A 17,896-nucleotide genomic window follows, 5' to 3' on the forward strand; every position below is an offset into this window, starting at 1 on the left:
ACTTGTGGCCACCATGACTGGCCGACACCCGTACGTCAACACACTGGCTGCGCACCCCCGCAACACCACCGCGACTCGCGTGCGAACACGGGTGAAGTTGTGCCATAGTCGGAAAGAAGCCGCGGTTCCGCCGAGCCCGGCGACACTGGGGCAACTACTGGGGAGTAGCAACCTTTCGCCGTGGCAGTGCCACGTGGAACGCCGTCGACGGCGCACGCCTTGACGATGGTCCCGGGGAAGGATCGTCATGCACGACAGGCCTAGACCATCCGCGACACAACTGTCCACAATGGACTTGAGTGATCCGCGGACGCACGCCGGGAACGACCTCACCGAGGCGTGGCGGGAGCTGCGCGCCGACCGACCCGTGCACTGGCACGCCCCTTCCGGTGGCAGGAAGGGGTTCTGGGTGCTGAGCCGGTACGACGCCGTGCTCGCGCTGCACCGCGACGACCGCTTCACCTCCAGGCACGGCAACGTGCTCGACACCCTGTTGGCCGGTGGGGACTCCGGCGCGGGCAGCATGCTGCCGGTGACCGACGGGCCCCGGCACGCGGCCCTGCGCCGGTTGCTGCTCAAGGCGTTCACCCCGCGCGCGCTCGCCGCGATCGGCGACCAGGTCCGCAAGACCACCCGCGGCCTGCTCGACGACGCGCTCGCCGCGGGCACGGTCGACTTCGCGCTCGACGTCGCCGCGCACATCCCGCTCGCCACGATCTGCGACCTGCTGGGCGTCCCGGAGGAGGACCGGCGGTTCATCCTGGAGCAGACCAAGCAGGCGCTGGGCTCCGAGGACGGCGGGCACTCGGCCGACGACTCCTGGTTGGCGAAGAACGAGATCCTGCTCTACTTCGCCGAACTGGCCGCGCAGCGGCGCGACGTCCCGCACTCCGACGTGGTGAGCCTGCTGGCGACCGCCCAGGTCGACGGCGTGGACCTCGGCGACGCGGACGTGGTCCTCAACTGCTACAGCCTCATCCTCGGCGGCGACGAGACCACCAGGCTGACCATGACCGGCGGCGTGCTCGCGCTGGTCGAGCACCCCGACCAGTGGCGGGCGCTGCGCGCCGGTGACGTCGGGCTCGACGACGCCGTCGAGGAGGTCCTGCGGTGGACCACCGCGACCACGCACCTCGGCCGCACCGCACTGGTGGACACCGAGGTCGACGGCGTGCGGATCGCCGCGGGCGACGTCGTCACCGGGTGGACCTCCTCGGCCAACCGCGACGAGCGGGTGTTCGCCGATCCCGACCGGCTCGACCTCGGCCGCAAGCCCAACCGGCACCTGGCGTTCGGGCACGGCCCGCACTTCTGCCTCGGCGCCCACCTCGCACGCGTGGAGATCGGTGTGCTGCTCGACGAACTGCGCTCGTCCGTCCGCTCCGTGCGGCAGGTCGGCACCCCCAAGTACTTCCACTCCAACTTCCTCTCCGGCGTCAGCAGCCTGCCGGTGGCGCTGGAGGCCATCAGATGACCGACCTCATCACCCTGTTCGAGGCGCGGGCCGACGCGGACCCCGAGCGGACCGCCGTGGAGTTCGGCCCGTGGACGTGGACCTACGGCGACCTGGACGCGCGCGCCAACCGGCTGGCCGACCACCTGCTCGACGTCGGGGTGACCCGCGGCGCGTTCGTGGGGATCTGCACCGACCAGCGCTCGGACATGGTGGTCACCGCGCTCGCGGTCCTCAAGGTGGGCGCGGTGTACGTGCCGCTGGACGTCACCTTCCCCGAGGACCGCCTCGCCTGGATGGTGCGGGACGTCGGCCTCGCCGCCGTGGTGACCCAACGCAGGTTCGCCGAGCTGCTGCCCGCGACCGGGACCGCGGTCGTGCGGCTGGACGTGGACGGCCCGCGGATCGCCGCCGCGTCGCCCGCGCGCCCCGGCGGCCAGTCGGCGACGACCCCGGTCTGCCTGATGTACACCTCCGGCTCGACCGGCCTGCCCAAGGGCGTGCTCGTGCCGCAGCGGGGCGTGCTGCGGCTGGTCGTGGACGCGGGCCACCTCACCGCGTCGCCGGTCGACCGGGTCGCGTTCGCGGCCCACTTCTCCTTCGACGCCGCGCTGTTCGAGATGTGGGGCGCGCTGCTCAACGGCGCGTGCCTGGTGGGGCTGCCCAAGGAGGTCCTGGTCTCCCCGCGCGACCTGGCCCGCTTCGTCCGGCGCGCGCGGATCAGCACGATGTTCCTGACCACGTCGCTGTTCAACGAGGTGGTGCGCGCGGACCCGGCCGCGCTGGCGCCGGTCGCGCGGCTCCTGGTCGGCGGCGAGGCCGCGGACCCGGACGTGATGCGCACCGCGCTGGCCCACCACGGCGGCGGGCTGCTGCTGAACGGCTACGGCCCCACCGAGGCCACGACGTTCGCGGCCGTGCACGAGGTCGACGCCGTCGCCCCCGGTGCGCGGTCGGTCCCGATCGGCACGGCGATCGCCGAGACCACTTTGCACGTGCTGGACGAGCGGATGCGGCCGGTGCCGGACGGCACGACCGGCGAGCTGTACATCGGCGGCTCCGGGGTCGCGCTCGGGTACTGGCGGCGGCCCGCCCAGACCGCGCTCGCGTTCGTGGCCGACCCGTTCGCGGCGGACGGCAGCCGGCTGTACCGGACCGGTGACCTGGTGGTCCGACGGCCCGACGGCGTCCTGGAGTTCGTCGGCAGGGTGGACGACCAGGTCAAGGTCCGCGGGTTCCGGATCGAGCTCGGCGAGGTCGAGAACGCCCTGCGCGCGCACCCCGCGCTCGACGCGGTCGTCGCCGCGGTGCGCGAGGAGCGGCAGGGCGACAAGCGGCTGGTCGCGTACCTGCTGCCCGGCCCGCAGGCGGCCGAGCACGTGCCCGCCGTGCAGCTGTGGCGCACGCTGTTCGACGAGACCTACGCCGGGCCCGGCACCGGCGGCCCCGGCATCGACGCCACCCGCTGGACCAGCAGCTACGGCAAGCCGTTCAGCGAGCAGGAGATGGACGAGTGGCGGCTGAGCACGCTGCCCCTGCTGCGCGAGCTGCCGCACGACAGCGTGCTGGAGATCGGCTGCGGCGCGGGCAACGTGGCGCGCGACCTCGCCGCGGACACCCGCCGCTACGTCGCGACCGACTTCTCCACGGCGGCGCTGGAGCGGTTGCGCTCCCGGATGGCGCAGGACGGCACGAGGATCGAGCAGCTGGAGCTGGTGCTCACGACCGCGGACGACCTGTCCGGGATCGACCCGGAACCCGTGGACATGGTGCTCCTGGAGTCCGTCGTCCAGTTCTTCCCCGACCTCGACTACCTGGTGCGCGTGCTGGCCGACGCGACCTCGCGCGTCCGCGACGGCGGTGTCGTCGTGGTCGCCGACGTGCGCAACCTGGCCCTGCTCGGGCACTTCCACGAGTCCGTGGGCGGCGACCCGAAGTCGGAGGACGAGCTGGTCGTGCACCCCGCGTGGTTCCGGGCGCTGCCGGGTCTCGTCGACCGGATCGGCCACGTCGAGGTGCGGCACAAGCGCGGCTCCGTCGCCAACGAGCTGACCCGCTACCGCTACGACGTGGTGCTGCACGTGGCCCCGGCCTCGGTGGCCGAACCGGTCGAGTGGCTGGACTGGGCCGAGGTGGGTGACCTGGAGCGGCTGGCCGCGCTGGTGGCCGCCACGCCGCGGCTCGCCGTGGCCCGCGTGCCCAACGCGCGGCTGACGACCGGCGGGGTGGAGCCGGAGGACCTCTGGGCGCTCGCCGAGGGCTCCGGCCGGCGGGCCGACGTGCTGCTGTCCGATGTGGACGCGATGGACGTCGTGTTCTCCCCCGCCACCGGGCCTCGACCCCTGATCGCGCAACGGGACCTGGACCGGCCGGACGTCCTGGCCAACGAGCCGCGCGCGGGGCAGCTGCGCCGCAGGCTGCCCGCGCTGGTGCGCGAACTGGCGCGGACCACGCTGCCGCCGCAGATGGTGCCGAGCGCGTTCGTCGTGGTGGACCGGTTCCCGTTGTCCCCCACCGGCAAGGTCGACCGGGCGGCACTGCCCGCACCGGGCAGGACGGCCGCGGCGGAGGTCACGCGGTCGACGCGGGGCGCGGTCGAGGACCTGATCGCGCGGATGTGGTCGGAGGTGCTCGGCGTCGACGAGGTCGGCGTGCACGAGAACTTCTTCGACCTGGGCGGGCACTCGCTGCTCGCGACCCAGGTGGTGTCGCGGATGCGCAACGCGTTCTCGGTCGACCTCCCGCTGCGCGAGATGCTGGACGGTCCCACCGTGGCCGGTCTGGCCGAGGTCGTGCGCGGCCTGGCGGCCACGGGTCGCGGCAGGCGCCTGCCCGCGGTGCCGGCGAGGCGGCACGAGGACGCGAGCGCGCCGTCCTTCGGGCAGGACCGGTTCTGGTTCCTGGACCGGCTCCAGCCCGGCAACGCGCTGAACAACCTGGCGCTGGGCTTCCGGCTGCGGGGCGCGCTCGACGTCGACGCGCTGCGGTCGGCGCTGACCCTGCTGATCGCCCGGCACGAGGCCCTGCGGACCGGCTTCCGGACCGTGGACGGCGGTCCCAGGCAGGTCGTCGTCGAGCCGGTCCCGATCGCGCTGCCGGTCGTGCCGCCGGGAGACGACCTCCACGAGACCCTCAGGGCGGAAGCGCGCAGGCCGTTCGACCTCACCGCCCCGCCGCTGGTGCGGGCGCTGCTGGTGGCCCTGGGCGCGCGGGAGCACGTCCTGCTGGTCACCATCCACCACATCGTGTCCGACGGCTGGTCGCTGGGCGTGCTCTACCGCGAGCTGGCCGCCGCGTACGCGGGCGAGGCGCTGCCGGACGCGCCGCCGGTGACCTACCGGGACTTCGCGCGCTGGCAGCGGGACCGGATGACCGGCGACGTGCTGGCGGGCCAGCTGGCCTACTGGCGCGAGCAGCTGGCCGGCGCGCCGGAACTGCCCGCGCTGCCGACCGACCGGCCGCGCCCCGCCGCGCAGTCCTTCCGCGGGGCGACCCACCGGTTCGCACTGGAGCCGGACCTGGTGTCCAGGCTGGAGGAGCTGGCCAGGCGCCGGGAGGCGACCCTGTTCATGGTGCTGCTGGCCGCGGTCAAGACCGTGCTGCACCGCTACACCGGCGAGCACGACGTGCTGCTCGGCACCCCCATCGCGAACCGGCTCCGACCGGAGCTCGAGGGCGTGCTGGGGTTCTTCGTCAACACGCTGGTGCTGCGCACGTCCCTGGCGGGCGACCCGAGTTTCGACGACCTGCTCGACCGGGTGCGCGAGACGGCGCTGTCCGCCTACGCCCACCAGGAGCTGCCGTTCGAGAAGCTGGTCGACGAGCTGGCGCCCGCCCGCGACCTGAGCTACCCGCCCCTGGTGCAGGTGCTGTTCGCCCTGCAGAACACCCCCGGCGAGGGGCTGCGGCTACCGGGGCTCGACGCGGAACCCGTGCACGTCGACCGCCGCGCGACCCAGTTCGACCTGGTGTTCTCGCTGGAGCAGGACAGCGGCGGCGGGATCACCGCGACGATCGAGTACAGCACCGACCTGTTCGACGAGACCACGGTCGTCCGGCTGGCCGGGCACCTGCGGACGTTGGCGGCAGGCGTCGCGGACACCCCCGCGGCACGGATCTCGGCGCTGCCCCTGCTCACCGACGAGGAGCACGCCGGGATCGCCCGGCTCAACGACACCGCGGCCTCCGACGACGGACCGCGGCTGCTGCACCAGCTCGTCGAGGCGCAGGTCCGGCGCACGCCGGAGGCCACCGCACTGGTCCACGAGGGCGAGAGCCTCACCTACGCCGAGCTGGACGCGCGCGCCAACCGCGTGGCCCGGTGGCTGAGGTCGCGCGGGATCGGGCCGGAGAAGGTCGTCGCGGTCCTGCTGCCGCGCTGCCTCGACCTGCCCGTGGCACTGCTGGCCGTGCTCAAGGCGGGCGGGGCTTACCTGCCGATCGACCTCGCCTACCCCGAGCAGCGGCGTGCGTTCATGCTCGCCGACTCGCGAGCGACCGTCGTGCTCACCGAGTTCGGCGCGGCGCTCGACGAGGCCGTCGCAGGTCTGTCGGACGAGGACCCGCGCACCGAGGTCGACCCGGCGAACCCGGCGTACGTCATCTACACCTCCGGCTCCACCGGGCGACCCAAGGGCGTCGTCGTGCCGCACTCAGGAGTGGTCAACCTGCTGGGCGACCGCAGGTTCGCCGAGATGGTCCCGCGCGGCGAGCGGGCGAGCCTGTGGACGAGCACGAGCTTCGACGGGTCGATCCCGGAGCTGTTCCTCGCCCTGGGCCGGGGCGCCGAGCTGCACGTCGTCCCCGAGCACCGGCGCACGGTGCCCGCCGACTTCGTGTCCTGGCTGGCCGAGCACGACATCAAGGCCGGGTACCTGGCGCCGTTCATGGTCGCCGAGGCCGCGAGCGCGCCCGCGCTGCCGCGGCTGCGCGGCCTGACGCTGGCGACCGAGCCGATCGCGGCGGGCACGTACGGCAGGCTCGCCGAGCGGCTGGACGGCTGCTACGTGGTCAACGCCTACGGCCCCACCGAGGCCAGCGTGGCGGCGAGCGCGTACGTGGTGCCGACTCCCCCGCCCGCCGACGGGATCCTGCCGATCGGCACGCCGCTGCGCAACGTCCGGCTGCACGTCCTGGACGCGACCGGCGCGCCGGTGCCCGCGGGGGTGACCGGTGAGCTCTGGATCGCGGGCGCCGGGCTGGCCCGCGGCTACCACGGTGACCCCGGCCTGACCGCGGACCGGTTCCGGCCCGACCCGTTCGGGCCGCCGGGCGGCCGGATGTACCGGACCGGTGACCTGGCCTGGCGCCGGGCCGACGGCGAGCTCGTGTTCGCGGGTCGGGCGGACGACCAGGTGAAGCTGCGCGGCCTGCGGATCGAGCCGACCGAGGTGCAGGCCGCGATCGAGCGCCACCCCCGGGTGTCCGACGCGCACGTCACCGTCCACTCCGGACGGTTGGTGGCCTACGTCGTCCCGGCGGACGGCGACGGCGTCGACGTGGACGACCTGCGGACACGGCTCGCGGGGTGGCTGCCGCGCTTCCTGGTGCCGAGCCACTTCGTCGAGCTGGCCGCGCTCCCGTTGCTGCCCAACGGGAAGCTCGACCGGGAGATGCTGCCCGCGCCCAGCACCGCGCGCTCCGGCCGGGGCCGCGCGCCGCGGACCGGGCTGGAGCGGCTGGTCGCGGCGATCTGGACCGACCTGCTCGGTGTCCGCGACCCGAGGGTCACGGACAACTTCTTCCGCGAGGGCGGGGAATCGCTCACCGCGGCCCGCGTGGTGGCGCGGCTGTCGGCGGAGCTGGGGGTGGAGGTGCCGGTGCGGCTCGCGTTCGAGCACGAGGCGCTCGGCGACCTGGCCGCCGCGGTCGCCGACGTGGCCGCCCGTCCGACGGCGTCGATCCCGCTGGTGCGGTCGGCGCCGACCACGCTCGCGGACCTCGTCGCGGCCGACACGACCCGGAAGGGCTGATCATGGCGGAGCTGCGCAGCGCGAGGCCGTCGTTCGGCCAGGAGCGGTTCTGGTTCCTGGAGAAGCTGGCACCCGGCAGGCCGGTGTACCACCTGCCGGTCGCCCTGCGGCTGCGTGGCGACCTCGACGTGGCCGGGGTGCGCGCGGCGCTGGCGGCGGTCCTCGCCCGGCACGAGTCGTTGCGCACCAGGTTCGTCGAGGTCGACGGCCGGGTCTACCAGGTGGTCGAGGACGCCGTCGAGGTGGAGCTGCCGACGGTCACGGCCACCGAGGCGGACCTGCCGGACCTGCTCACCCGCGCCGCGGCGGTCCCGTTCGCGCTCGACCGCGCGCCGCTGCTGCGGGCACTGCTGGTGCGCTTGGCCGACGACGACCACGTGCTGCTGGTGACGACGCACCACATCGTCTCGGACGCGGTGTCGCTGGAGGTGTTCCTCACCGAGCTGGCGCAGGCCTACCGCGGCGCCACGTCGGCCGAACCGCCGTTGCAGTACGTCGACTTCGCCGAGTGGCAGCGCTCCCGGCTGTCCGGGCCCGCGCTCGAGGAGCCGCTGGCGTTCTGGCGCGAGCGGCTGGCGGGCGCGCCCGCGCTGCTCGACCTGCCGTCGGACCGGCCGCGACCGGCGACGCAGAGCTACGCGGGCGCCACCCACCGGTTCGACCTCGATCCCGCGCTGATGCCCGCCCTGCGGGACCTGGGCGCGGCCCGCGGGGCGACGCCGTTCATGACGCTGCTCGCCGGGTTCCTCGCGGTGCTGCACCGCTACACCGGCCGCACGGACCTCGTGGTGGGCACGCCGGTGGCCAACCGCGCCCTGCCCGAGCTGGAACGGATCATCGGCTTCTTCGCCAACACGCTGGTGCTGCGGTCCTCGCTCGACGGCGACCCGTCGTTCGCCGAGCTCGTCGACCGGGTGCGCGGCGACGCGCTGGACTCCTACCGGTTCGCCGACGTGCCGTTCGAGCGCCTGGTGGAGGACCTGGCCCCGACCCGCGACCCCAGCCACTCCCCCTTGGTGCAGGTGCTGTTCGCGCTGCACGACTCGGCCGCGCTCACCATGGAGCTGCCGGGGCTGCGCGTCGATCCGGTGCCCGTCGACAGCGGGGCGAGCCAGCTCGACCTCGCGCTCACCGTGGAGACCGGCGCGACCGGCTCCACCGGTGTCGTCGAGTACAACACCGACCTGTTCGACGAGGCCACCATCGCCCGGTTCGCCGGGCACCTGACGACGCTGCTCGCCGGCGCGGTGGCCCACCCCGACCGACCGCTGTCCCTGCTGCCGCTGACCACGACGGCCGACGCCGACGTGGTGCGCGCCCTCAACGCCACCGACCGCGACCACGCGCGCGACGCGCTCGTGCACGACCTGGTCGCGGAGCAGGCGCGGACGCGGCCGGACGCACCCGCGGTCGTGTTCGGCTCCACGACGCTGACCTACCGGGAACTCGACGAGCGGGCCGACCGGGTGGCGCGGTACCTCGTCGGACGCGGCATCGGTCCGGAACGCCTGGTCGCGGTGGCGATGCGGCGCTCCCAGGACCTGCCCGTGGCCCTGCTCGGCGTGCTGAAGGCCGGTGGCGCCTACGTCCCGGTCGACCCCGAGTACCCGCTGCGGCGCAAGGAGTACATGCTCGCCGACTCCGGCGCCTCCGTCGTGCTCACCGGGCTCGACGACGTCGAGGACCACCCCGTCGACACCTCCGCCGTGCCGGTGCGACCGGACAACCCGGCGTACGTGATCTACACGTCGGGCTCGACCGGCACGCCGAAGGGCGTGACCGTGCCGCACCGGGCGCTGACGAACTTCCTGCACGCCATGGACGACCACGTCACCGCGGGCCCCGGATCGGTGTGGCTGGCCACGACTAGCGTCTCGTTCGACATCGCCGCGCTCGAACTGCTGTGGACGCTGGCCCGCGGTGTCACCGTCGTGGTGCAGGGCGACACCCCGACGCCGCCGGTCGACTTCAGCCTGTTCTACTTCGCCAGCGCGGACAGCGGCACCCAGGACGCCTACCGGCTGCTCCTGGAGGGAGCCAAGTTCGCCGACCGCAACGGGTTCACCGGGGTCTGGACGCCCGAGCGGCACTTCCACCCGTTCGGCGGCCCCTACCCCAACCCCGCCGTCACGGGCGCGGCCATCGCCGCGGTGACCGAGCGGATCGCCATCCGCGCGGGCAGCGTCGTGCTGCCGTTGCAGGACCCGCTGCGGGTCGCCGAGGAGTGGTCCGTCGTGGACGGACTGTCCGGTGGGCGCGCGGAGGTGTCGTTCGCGTCGGGCTGGCTGGCCGACGACTTCGTGCTGGCACCGGACAACCACGCCGACCGCAAGCGCGTGCTGGCCGACGGCATGGCCACCGTGCGGGCGCTCTGGCGCGGCGAAGCGGTCAAGCGGGTCAACGGGGCGGGCGAGGAGATCGAGGTCCGCACGCACCCCCGGCCGGTGAGCGCGGAACTGCCGACGTGGCTGACCTCCGCGGGCGACCCCGCGACGTTCGAGGCCGCGGGCCGGGAGGGCGTCAACCTGCTCACCCACCTGCTCGGCCAGGACCTCGACGAGCTGGCGGTCAAGATCACCCGATACCGCCGGGCGTGGACCGAGGCCGGGCACGCGGGCACCGGACGGGTCGCGCTCATGGTGCACACCAGCGTCGACCGCGATCCCGACGTGGTGCGCGAGCGGGTCCGCGAGCCCTTCATCGCCTACCTGCGCAGCTCGCTCGGCCTGATCAAGCAGCTGCTCGCCGGGCCCGACGGTCCGGTGGACCTCGACTCGGTGCCACCCGCGGAGCTGAACGAGCTGCTGTCGGTGTTCTACGACCGCTACGCCACCGAGGCCGGCCTGTTCGGGTCGCCGGAGTCGTGCCGTCCGATGGTGGACCGGATCGTCGCCGCGGGCGTGGACGAGATCGCGTGCCTGATCGACTTCGGCATCGCCCCCACGACCGTGCTGGAGTCGCTGCCGCAGCTGGACAAGCTGCGCGCGGCCTACGTTCGCTCCGACGGATCCGACGACACCGTGCCGACCCAGTTGGTCCGCCACGGCGTGACGCACGTGCAGTGCACACCCTCGCTGGCGCTCGCGCTCACCGGCACGGACACCGGGCTCGCCGCGTTCCGCGGGCTCGACCAGCTGGTGATCGGCGGCGAGGCCTTCCCCGCCGCGCTCGCCACCCGGCTGGCCGAGTCCGGGCAACGCGCCGTGCTCAACATGTACGGGCCCACCGAGACCACGATCTGGTCCACCCTGCACCCGGTGGACCCGGCCGCGGGCGCACCACCGATCGGGCGGCCGATCGCCAACACCCGCGTCCACCTCGTCGACGCCGCGGGCGAGCCCGTCCCGGTCGGCGTGCCCGGTGAGCTGCTGATCGGCGGCGAGGGCGTGGTGCGCGGCTACTGGGGCAGGCCGGGGCTGACCGCGGAGCGCTTCGTCCCGGACCCGTTCGGGCCACCGGGAGGACGGCTGTACCGCACCGGGGACATCGCGGTGCTGCGGCCCGACGGCGTGCTGGAGTACCGGGGACGCGCCGACGGGCAGGTGAAGCTGCGCGGCAGGCGGATCGAGCTGGGCGAGGTCGAGTCCGCGATCGAGGCGAGCCCCGAGGTCGACCAGGCCGTGGTGTGCGTCGCGGACGAGGGCACCGACCGCGCCGCGCTGGTGGCCCACGTGCGGCCGCGCGGCGGTGTGGACAGCGGCGACGACCCCGAGCTGGTCGCGCTGCCGACCGGTGGGGTGCTCGCGACGGTGGACCGCCGGGGCGCCGCCGAGCTGCACCAGGAGATCTTCGTCAACGAGGAGTACCTCGACGGCTTCCTGCGGCTGTGGGACGACGCCGTCGTGGTCGACGCGGGCGCGAACGTCGGCGCGTTCACGCTGTTCGCCCACCGGCGGTGCAGGCCCGCGCGGATCATCGCGGTCGAGCCGATCCCGCCGACGTTCGCCCGGCTGGAGAAGACGGTGCGGGCCAACGGGATCGACGCCGTCCTGGTCAACGCCGGGCTGGCGGCCGAACCGGGCACGGCGTCGTTCACGCACTACCCGGAGCTGACCGGGCTGTCGGGCCGCTACGCCGACCCGGTCGCCGACCGCAAGCGGGCGGCCGTGCTGTTCGACGGGCCCGAGCGGGACGTGGAGCAGTTCCTCGACCAGCGCTACCGCAACGAGTCCTACGACTGCCCGCTGACCACGCTGTCCGAGGTGATCCGCGAGCACGGGCTCGACCGGGTCGACCTGCTGAAGGTCGACGTCGAGCGCGCGGAGATGGACGTGCTCGACGGCCTGTCGGACGGCGACTGGGACCTGGTGCGCCAGATCTGCGTCGAGGTCGAGGGCGACGACCGGCGCGACGAGGTGCTGGCCGTGCTGACCAAGCGCGGGTTCGAGACGCACTCGCTCGTCCTGCTGAACGCGCTCGAGGTGTCCATTGTGCACGGTCGTCGGCCGAACCTGCCCGCACGGCCCGCGACCCGCGCCGACGCGCCCCTCGACCTCGCGGCGCTGCGGGCGCGGCTGGCCGACGTGCTGCCGGGGTACCTGGTGCCCGAGCGGTTCGTGGCCGTGGCGGGGTTCCCGCTCACCCCCAACGGGAAGGTGGACCGGCGCGCGCTGGCCGCGACGCCCGCCGCACCGCTGCCCGTGCGGGTTCCCGTCGCGCCCCGCGGTGACCTGGAGCGGCGGCTGGCCACGGTGTGGTCGTCCGTGCTCGGCGTCGACTCGATCGGCGTGCACGACAACTTCTTCGACGCGGGCGGGAACTCCCTGCTGCTCATCAGGGTGCACGCGAAGCTCGCGGAACTGGGCGTCGGAGCCCCCCGGCTCGTCGACCTGTTCTCCCACCCCACCATCGCCTCACTGGCCGCCTCGCTGGAGGGCGCGGCGCCCGTGGCACAAGAGGACCTCGAGGACCGGCGCACCGGCCGCAGCCGGTTCCTCCAGCGCAGAAGGGGAGGCTCCGGTGCTTGACGACGACCTGGTCGCCATCGTCGGGATGGCGGGCCGGTTCCCCGGCAGCCCCTCGGTGGCCGAGTTCTGGGCCAACAACCTGGCGGGCGCCGAAGGCGTGTCGTTCTACAACCGTGACGAGCTGATCGAGGCGGGGGAACCCGCAGAGCTGGTCGACGACCCCGCCTACGTCCCGGCGAGCGCCCCGCTGGCCGACCACGACCGGTTCGACGCGGAGCTGTTCGGCTACAGCCCGCGCGAGGCGCGCGTGATGGACCCGCAGCAGCGGGTGTTCCTGGAGTCGGCGTGGGAGGCGCTGGAGGACGCGGCCTGCGACCCGGACCGGCTGCGCGCCCGGATCGGCGTGTTCGCGGGCACCGGCATGACCCGCTACCTGTGGCAGAACGTCGTGCCAGCGCTGGGGTCCTCGCTCAACCCGCTGGAAGCCAGGCTGCTCAACGACAAGGACTTCCTGGCCACCACCACGAGCTACAAGCTGAACCTGCGCGGTCCGAGCGTGAACGTGCAGACCGCGTGCTCCACGTCCCTGGTAGCGGTGCACCTGGCCGCGCAGAGCCTGCTGTCCCACGAGTGCGACCTGGCGCTGGCGGGCGGCGTCACGATCGAGCTGCCGCACCGGGTCGGGTACCTGTACCAGGAGGGCGGGGTCAACTCGCCGGACGGGCACTGCCTGCCGTTCGACCACCGCGCCGCCGGGTGCGTCGGCGGCAGCGGCGTCGGGGTCGTCGTGCTGCAACGGCTCGGCGAGGCCAGGGCGCAGCACCGCCGCGTGCACGCCGTCCTGCGCGGGTCGGCGGTCAACAACGACGGCTCGGGCAAGGTCGGGTTCACCGCGCCCAGCGTGACCGGGCAGGCCGCCGTGATCCGCGACGCGCTGTTCATCGCCGAGGCCAAGCCGGAGAGCATCGGGTACGTCGAGACGCACGGCACCGGTACGCCGATCGGCGACCCGATCGAGGTCGAGGCGCTGCGCGGGGCGTTCGACGGGGTCGCCGCGGGCAGCGTCGCGCTCGGCTCGACCAAGGCCTCCATCGGCCACCTGGACGCCGCGGCGGGCATCGCCGGGCTGATCAGGGCGGTGCTGGCGGTGCGCGAGGGCGTGCTGCCGCCCAGCCCGTACTTCCAGGCCCCGAACCCGTTGCTCGAACTGGACGGCTCACCGTTCTACCTGCCGACGACGGCCTCCGCGTGGCCGCTGGGCGCCACCCCGCGCCGGGCCGGGGTGAGCTCGTTCGGCATGGGCGGCACCAACGCGCACGTCGTGGTCGAGCAGCCCCCGGCGGTGGCCGACAGCGCGCCGGACGTGCCCGGCAGGCAACTTCTGGTGCTGTCCGCGGCGAGCGAGCGGGCGTTGGAGGCGTGGCGGCTGCGGCTGGCCGACACCATGCCGGACAACGGGCTCGCCGACGTCGCGCACACGCTGGCGACCGGGCGCCGCCGCCTGCCGCACCGGCTGGCCGTGGTGGCCGACTCCCCGCGGCAGGCCGCCGAGCGGCTGCGGGACGTGAGCGCGCGGCGCATCCGGATCGCGGGCGACCCGCCTTCGGTGGTGTTCCTGTTCCCCGGTCAGGGCGCTCAGCGGCCAGGGATGGCCGCGGACCTGCACCGGGTGGCGCCGGTGTTCCGCACCGAGCTGGACCGGTGCGTGGAGCTGTTCGAGCGGCACGGCGTCCACCTGCGGAACGCGCTGCTGGACGCCGACTCCGACCCGGACGCCTTGCGCCGCACCGATCTCGCCCAGCCCGCGTTGTTCGCGCACTCGTACGCGTTGGCGCGCCAGTGGGAGCACTGGGGTGTCACGCCGAGCGCGATGGCGGGCCACAGCGTCGGCGAGTACGTCGCCGCCTGCCTGGCGGGCGTGCTGGACCTGCCGGACGCCGTGCGGCTGGTGGCCAGGAGGGGCGCGCTGATGGCGGCGCTGCCCACCGGCTCGATGCTCGCCGTGGCCCTGCCCGAGGACGAGGCGGTCGCGCTGCTGGTCGACGGCGTGGAGCTGGCGGCGGTCAACGGGCCCCGGCAGTGCGTGCTGTCCGGCCGGACCGAGGCGGTCGAGCGGCTGCACGCGACGCTGTCGGCGGACGGCGTGCGGTGCAAGGTGCTGGAGACCTCGCACGCGTTCCACTCGGCGATGCTCGAACCGGTGCTCGAGCCGTTCGAGCGGGAGGTGCGCCGAACCCCGCTCCGGCCGCCGACGATCCCGTTCACCTCCTGCGTCACGGGAGCGCTCGTCGAGCCGGGCCAGGCGACCGACCCGGCCTACTGGGCGCGCCAGGCACGTCGGGCGGTCCGCTTCGGCGACGCCCTCGACCTGCTGGCCGCCGATCCCGGCACGCTGTTCGTCGAGGTCGGTGCGGGCCGGGGCATGGCGGAACTGGCCCGCAGGCACCTGCGCACCCTCCGGCACGCGCCGATCAGCTCGCTGCCGCTCACCGGTGGCGAGCACGACGAGCAGCTGCTGGCCGCGTTGGGCCAGGCCTGGGAGCACGGCGTCGACGTCGACTGGACGGCGGTGCACGAGGGCGGGTCCCGGCACGTCGTGGCGCTGCCCGGCTACCCGTTCACCCGCAAGCGGCACTGGATCACCGCACCCGGCAGGTCCTCGGTCGCGACCGCACCGGTCGACGAGCCGGCACCGGTGGCCGCCACGTCCGGGCAGGCCGCCACGAGCGATGCCGAGGCCATCGTCATCGAGGTGTTCCGGGAGGCGTTCGGCGTGGACGACATCGGCCCCCAGGACGACTTCTTCGGCCTCGGCGGGACCTCGCTGCTGGCCGCCGAGGTGGTGCACCGGCTGCGGAAGCGGTTCGCCGTCGAGTTCCCGGTGCGGTACCTGTTCGAGGCGCCGGGGGTGGCGGACCTGGCGGCGCTGATCAGCGGCACCGCCCAGGGCGACGCCGAGGACGACCTCGACGCGCTCGTCGCAGAGCTGTCCGCGTTGTCCGACCACGAGATCGCCCACCTGCTCGCCGACGGCACGGACGGAGTGGCGCGATGACGCGGACCCTGCGGCAGCGGCTCGCGGCGTTGACGCCTGCGGAGCGGGCGGCCCTCACCGAGCGGCTGCACACCCGTGCGGCGAAACCCGCCAAGGCGTTGGACTTCAGCCTCTTCTACTTCGCCAACGCCGCCGAGGACGAGCCCCGGTACCGGTTCCTGCTCGACACGGCCAAGCTGGCCGACCGCCTCGGTTTCACCGCGGTGTGGACGCCGGAACGGCACTTCCACTCGTTCGGCGGGCTCTACCCGAACCCGTCCGTGCTCAGCGCGGCGCTCGCGATGGCCACCGAACGGGTGCGGATCCGCGCGGGCAGCCTCGTGCTGCCGCTGCACCACCCGATCCGGGTCTGCGAGGACTGGTCGGTCATCGACAACCTGTCCGGCGGGCGGGTCGGCCTGTCGTTCGCGACGGGCTGGCACGGCACCGACTTCGCGCTCGCCCCCGACCACTACGCCGACCGCCGCGAGCGGACGTGGGACGCGATCGACGTGGTGCGCAAGCTGTGGCGCGGCGAGGACGTGGACTTCCCCGGCCCTGACGGGACCACCGTGACGCCCACCCTGTTCCCCCGCCCCGTCCAGCCGGACCTGCCGGTGTGGGTCACGGCGTCCGGCAACCCGGACAGCTTCACCAAGGCGGGCGAGCTCGGCGCGAACGTGCTGTCGGCGCTGATCGGCCAGTCGCCCGAACACCTCGCCGCCAACATCGCCCGCTACCGCGCCGCCCGCGCCGCGCACGGGCACGACCCGGACGCGGGCACCGTGACCGTGATGCTGCACGCCTACCTCGACCAGGACGCGACGGCCGCGCGGGAGCTGTGCGCGGCGCCGCTGCGCGAGTACCTGCGCGGCTACCTCGAGCAGCAGCGGGACATGGTCGGCGGCCCCGACCAGGAGGGCGACGTCGAGGCGCGGCTGGACTTCGCCTACGAGATGTACTCCACGCAGACCGCGCTGATCGGCTCGCCGGACACCGTCGGGCCGCTGCTGGCCCGGCTGGCCGCCGCGGGCGTGGACGAGATCGCCTGCCTGGTGGACTTCGGCGTCCCGTTGGACAAGGCGGTCGAGAGCATCCACCTGCTGGCGCGGGTGAAGGACGGCCAGGCGGCCACCGGCGCGCCGGTCACCACCGCGCCGCTGGGCATCGACCAGGAGCGCATGCGCAGGCTGGAGCTGGCCAACCCCGCCGGTCCGGCCAACTACGTCACCACGGGGCTGCGGATCCGCGGACCGCTGCGCGCCGACGCGCTGGACGACGCGCTGCGGTTCGTCGGCGGCAGGCACGAAGCGCTGCGCACCACGTTCGACACGCGCGACGGCGTCGCCCTGCAGCGGATCGGCGCCGACTTCGCGCTGCGGCTGGAGCGGTTCGACGTGACCGACGTGCCGCCGGAGGAACGGGTGCGAGCCGCGCGGGAGCTGCGCACGGCGTTCGCCCGGCGCCCGTTCCCCGACGACCGGCCCCCGGTGCGGGTGGCGCTGATCAGGCTCGCCCAGGACGACCACCAGCTGGCGGTGGTCAAGCACCACATGATCACCGACTGGGTGTCGTTCACCGTCTTCCTCAGGGAGCTGTTCGGCGCGTACCTGGACCTCTCCCTCGGCCGCACGCCGGACCTCCCGCCCGCGGTGCCCTACCGGGCGTTCGCCGAGCGGGAGCGCGAACGGTTGCGCGGCGGGAAGATGGACGACCAGCTCGACCACTGGGTCAAGCAGCTCGACGGCGCACCGGAGCCGGTCACCCTGCCGATGGCCGGGCGGCGCCCGGAGAAGCAGACGTTCGAGGGCGAGCGCGCCTGGATGCTGTTCTCCCACGAGACCACGGCCAAGCTCAACGCGGTCAGCCGGGCGGAGCGGGTCACGCCGTTCATGACCGCCTACACCGCGCTGGTGGCCTGCCTGGGCCACGTCACGGGCGAGTCGGACCTGGTGCTCGGCTCACCCACGGCCAACCGCGACTGGGCGCCGGAGAACCTCCTCGGGCTGCTGCTGCGGCCGATGCCGCTGCGCACCCGGCTGCGGCCGGAGCAGACCTTCCGGTCGGCACTGGCCGACGTCCGGAAGGTCACCTCGGCGGCGCTGGCCAACGCCGAGGTCCCCTACCAGGCGCTGGTGGACCGGCTGGCGCCGGAACGCGACCTGGACTGGCTGCCGCTGTTCAAGCTGCGGTACCTGTTCCTGCGCTGGGACGAGCCGGTGGCGGTCTCCGGGCTGACCCTGAGCCCGCTCGACACCGACCCCAGGACGTCGCTCTACGACGGCACCGTCTCGCTGTGGGACGACGCGCACGGCATGTTCGGCCGGATCGAGTACAACTCCGGCCTGTTCGCGCGCGACACCGTCGTGTCGACCATCGAGACCTTCGCCACCATGCTCGACGCCGCGGTCACCGATCCGGACCTGCGCGTCGGCGACCTGCCCACGTCGGGCTCCCGGCGCTTCCACGTCGACCAGGACGAGCTCGAAGTCCGCCTCGGCGACCAGCGTCCCCGTTCCTGAGGAGTACC

General features: G+C 73.9%; 5 protein-coding genes. All 5 read left to right on the forward strand.

Annotated features, from left to right (window positions below):
• Positions 1–289: 289 nt before the first annotated feature.
• From CLV43_RS19415 to CLV43_RS19435, 5 genes are read left to right on the forward strand one after another with little or no spacing between them, the layout of a single operon-like run.
• Positions 290–1,474 carry a cytochrome P450 gene (locus tag CLV43_RS19415; protein WP_211304424.1) on the forward strand — a complete coding sequence of 395 codons (1,185 nt, stop codon included), beginning with the start codon at positions 290–292 and terminating at the stop codon, positions 1,472–1,474.
• On the forward strand, positions 1,471–7,425 hold the full coding sequence (locus CLV43_RS19420; protein ID WP_106188615.1) for a non-ribosomal peptide synthetase: 5,955 nt from the start codon (positions 1,471–1,473) through the stop codon (positions 7,423–7,425). The genes CLV43_RS19415 and CLV43_RS19420 overlap by 4 nt, the downstream gene beginning before the upstream one ends.
• A gap of 2 nt (positions 7,426–7,427) precedes the next feature.
• Positions 7,428–12,392, forward strand: coding sequence for a MupA/Atu3671 family FMN-dependent luciferase-like monooxygenase (locus tag CLV43_RS19425; RefSeq protein WP_106188616.1), 4,965 nt, complete (start codon positions 7,428–7,430; stop codon positions 12,390–12,392).
• Entirely contained in the window at positions 12,385–15,387 is a 3,003-nt protein-coding gene (locus tag CLV43_RS19430; protein WP_245886690.1) for a type I polyketide synthase, read from the forward strand. The genes CLV43_RS19425 and CLV43_RS19430 overlap by 8 nt, the downstream gene beginning before the upstream one ends.
• Positions 15,384–17,888, forward strand: a complete 2,505-nt coding sequence (locus CLV43_RS19435; RefSeq protein ID WP_106188617.1) for a MupA/Atu3671 family FMN-dependent luciferase-like monooxygenase — start codon at positions 15,384–15,386, stop codon at positions 17,886–17,888. Before CLV43_RS19430 ends, CLV43_RS19435 begins: the two co-directional genes overlap by 4 nt.
• Positions 17,889–17,896 lie beyond the last annotated feature (8 nt).

It is taken from the genome of Umezawaea tangerina (genome assembly GCF_003002815.1).
GTDB classification, from domain to species: domain Bacteria; phylum Actinomycetota; class Actinomycetes; order Mycobacteriales; family Pseudonocardiaceae; genus Umezawaea; species Umezawaea tangerina.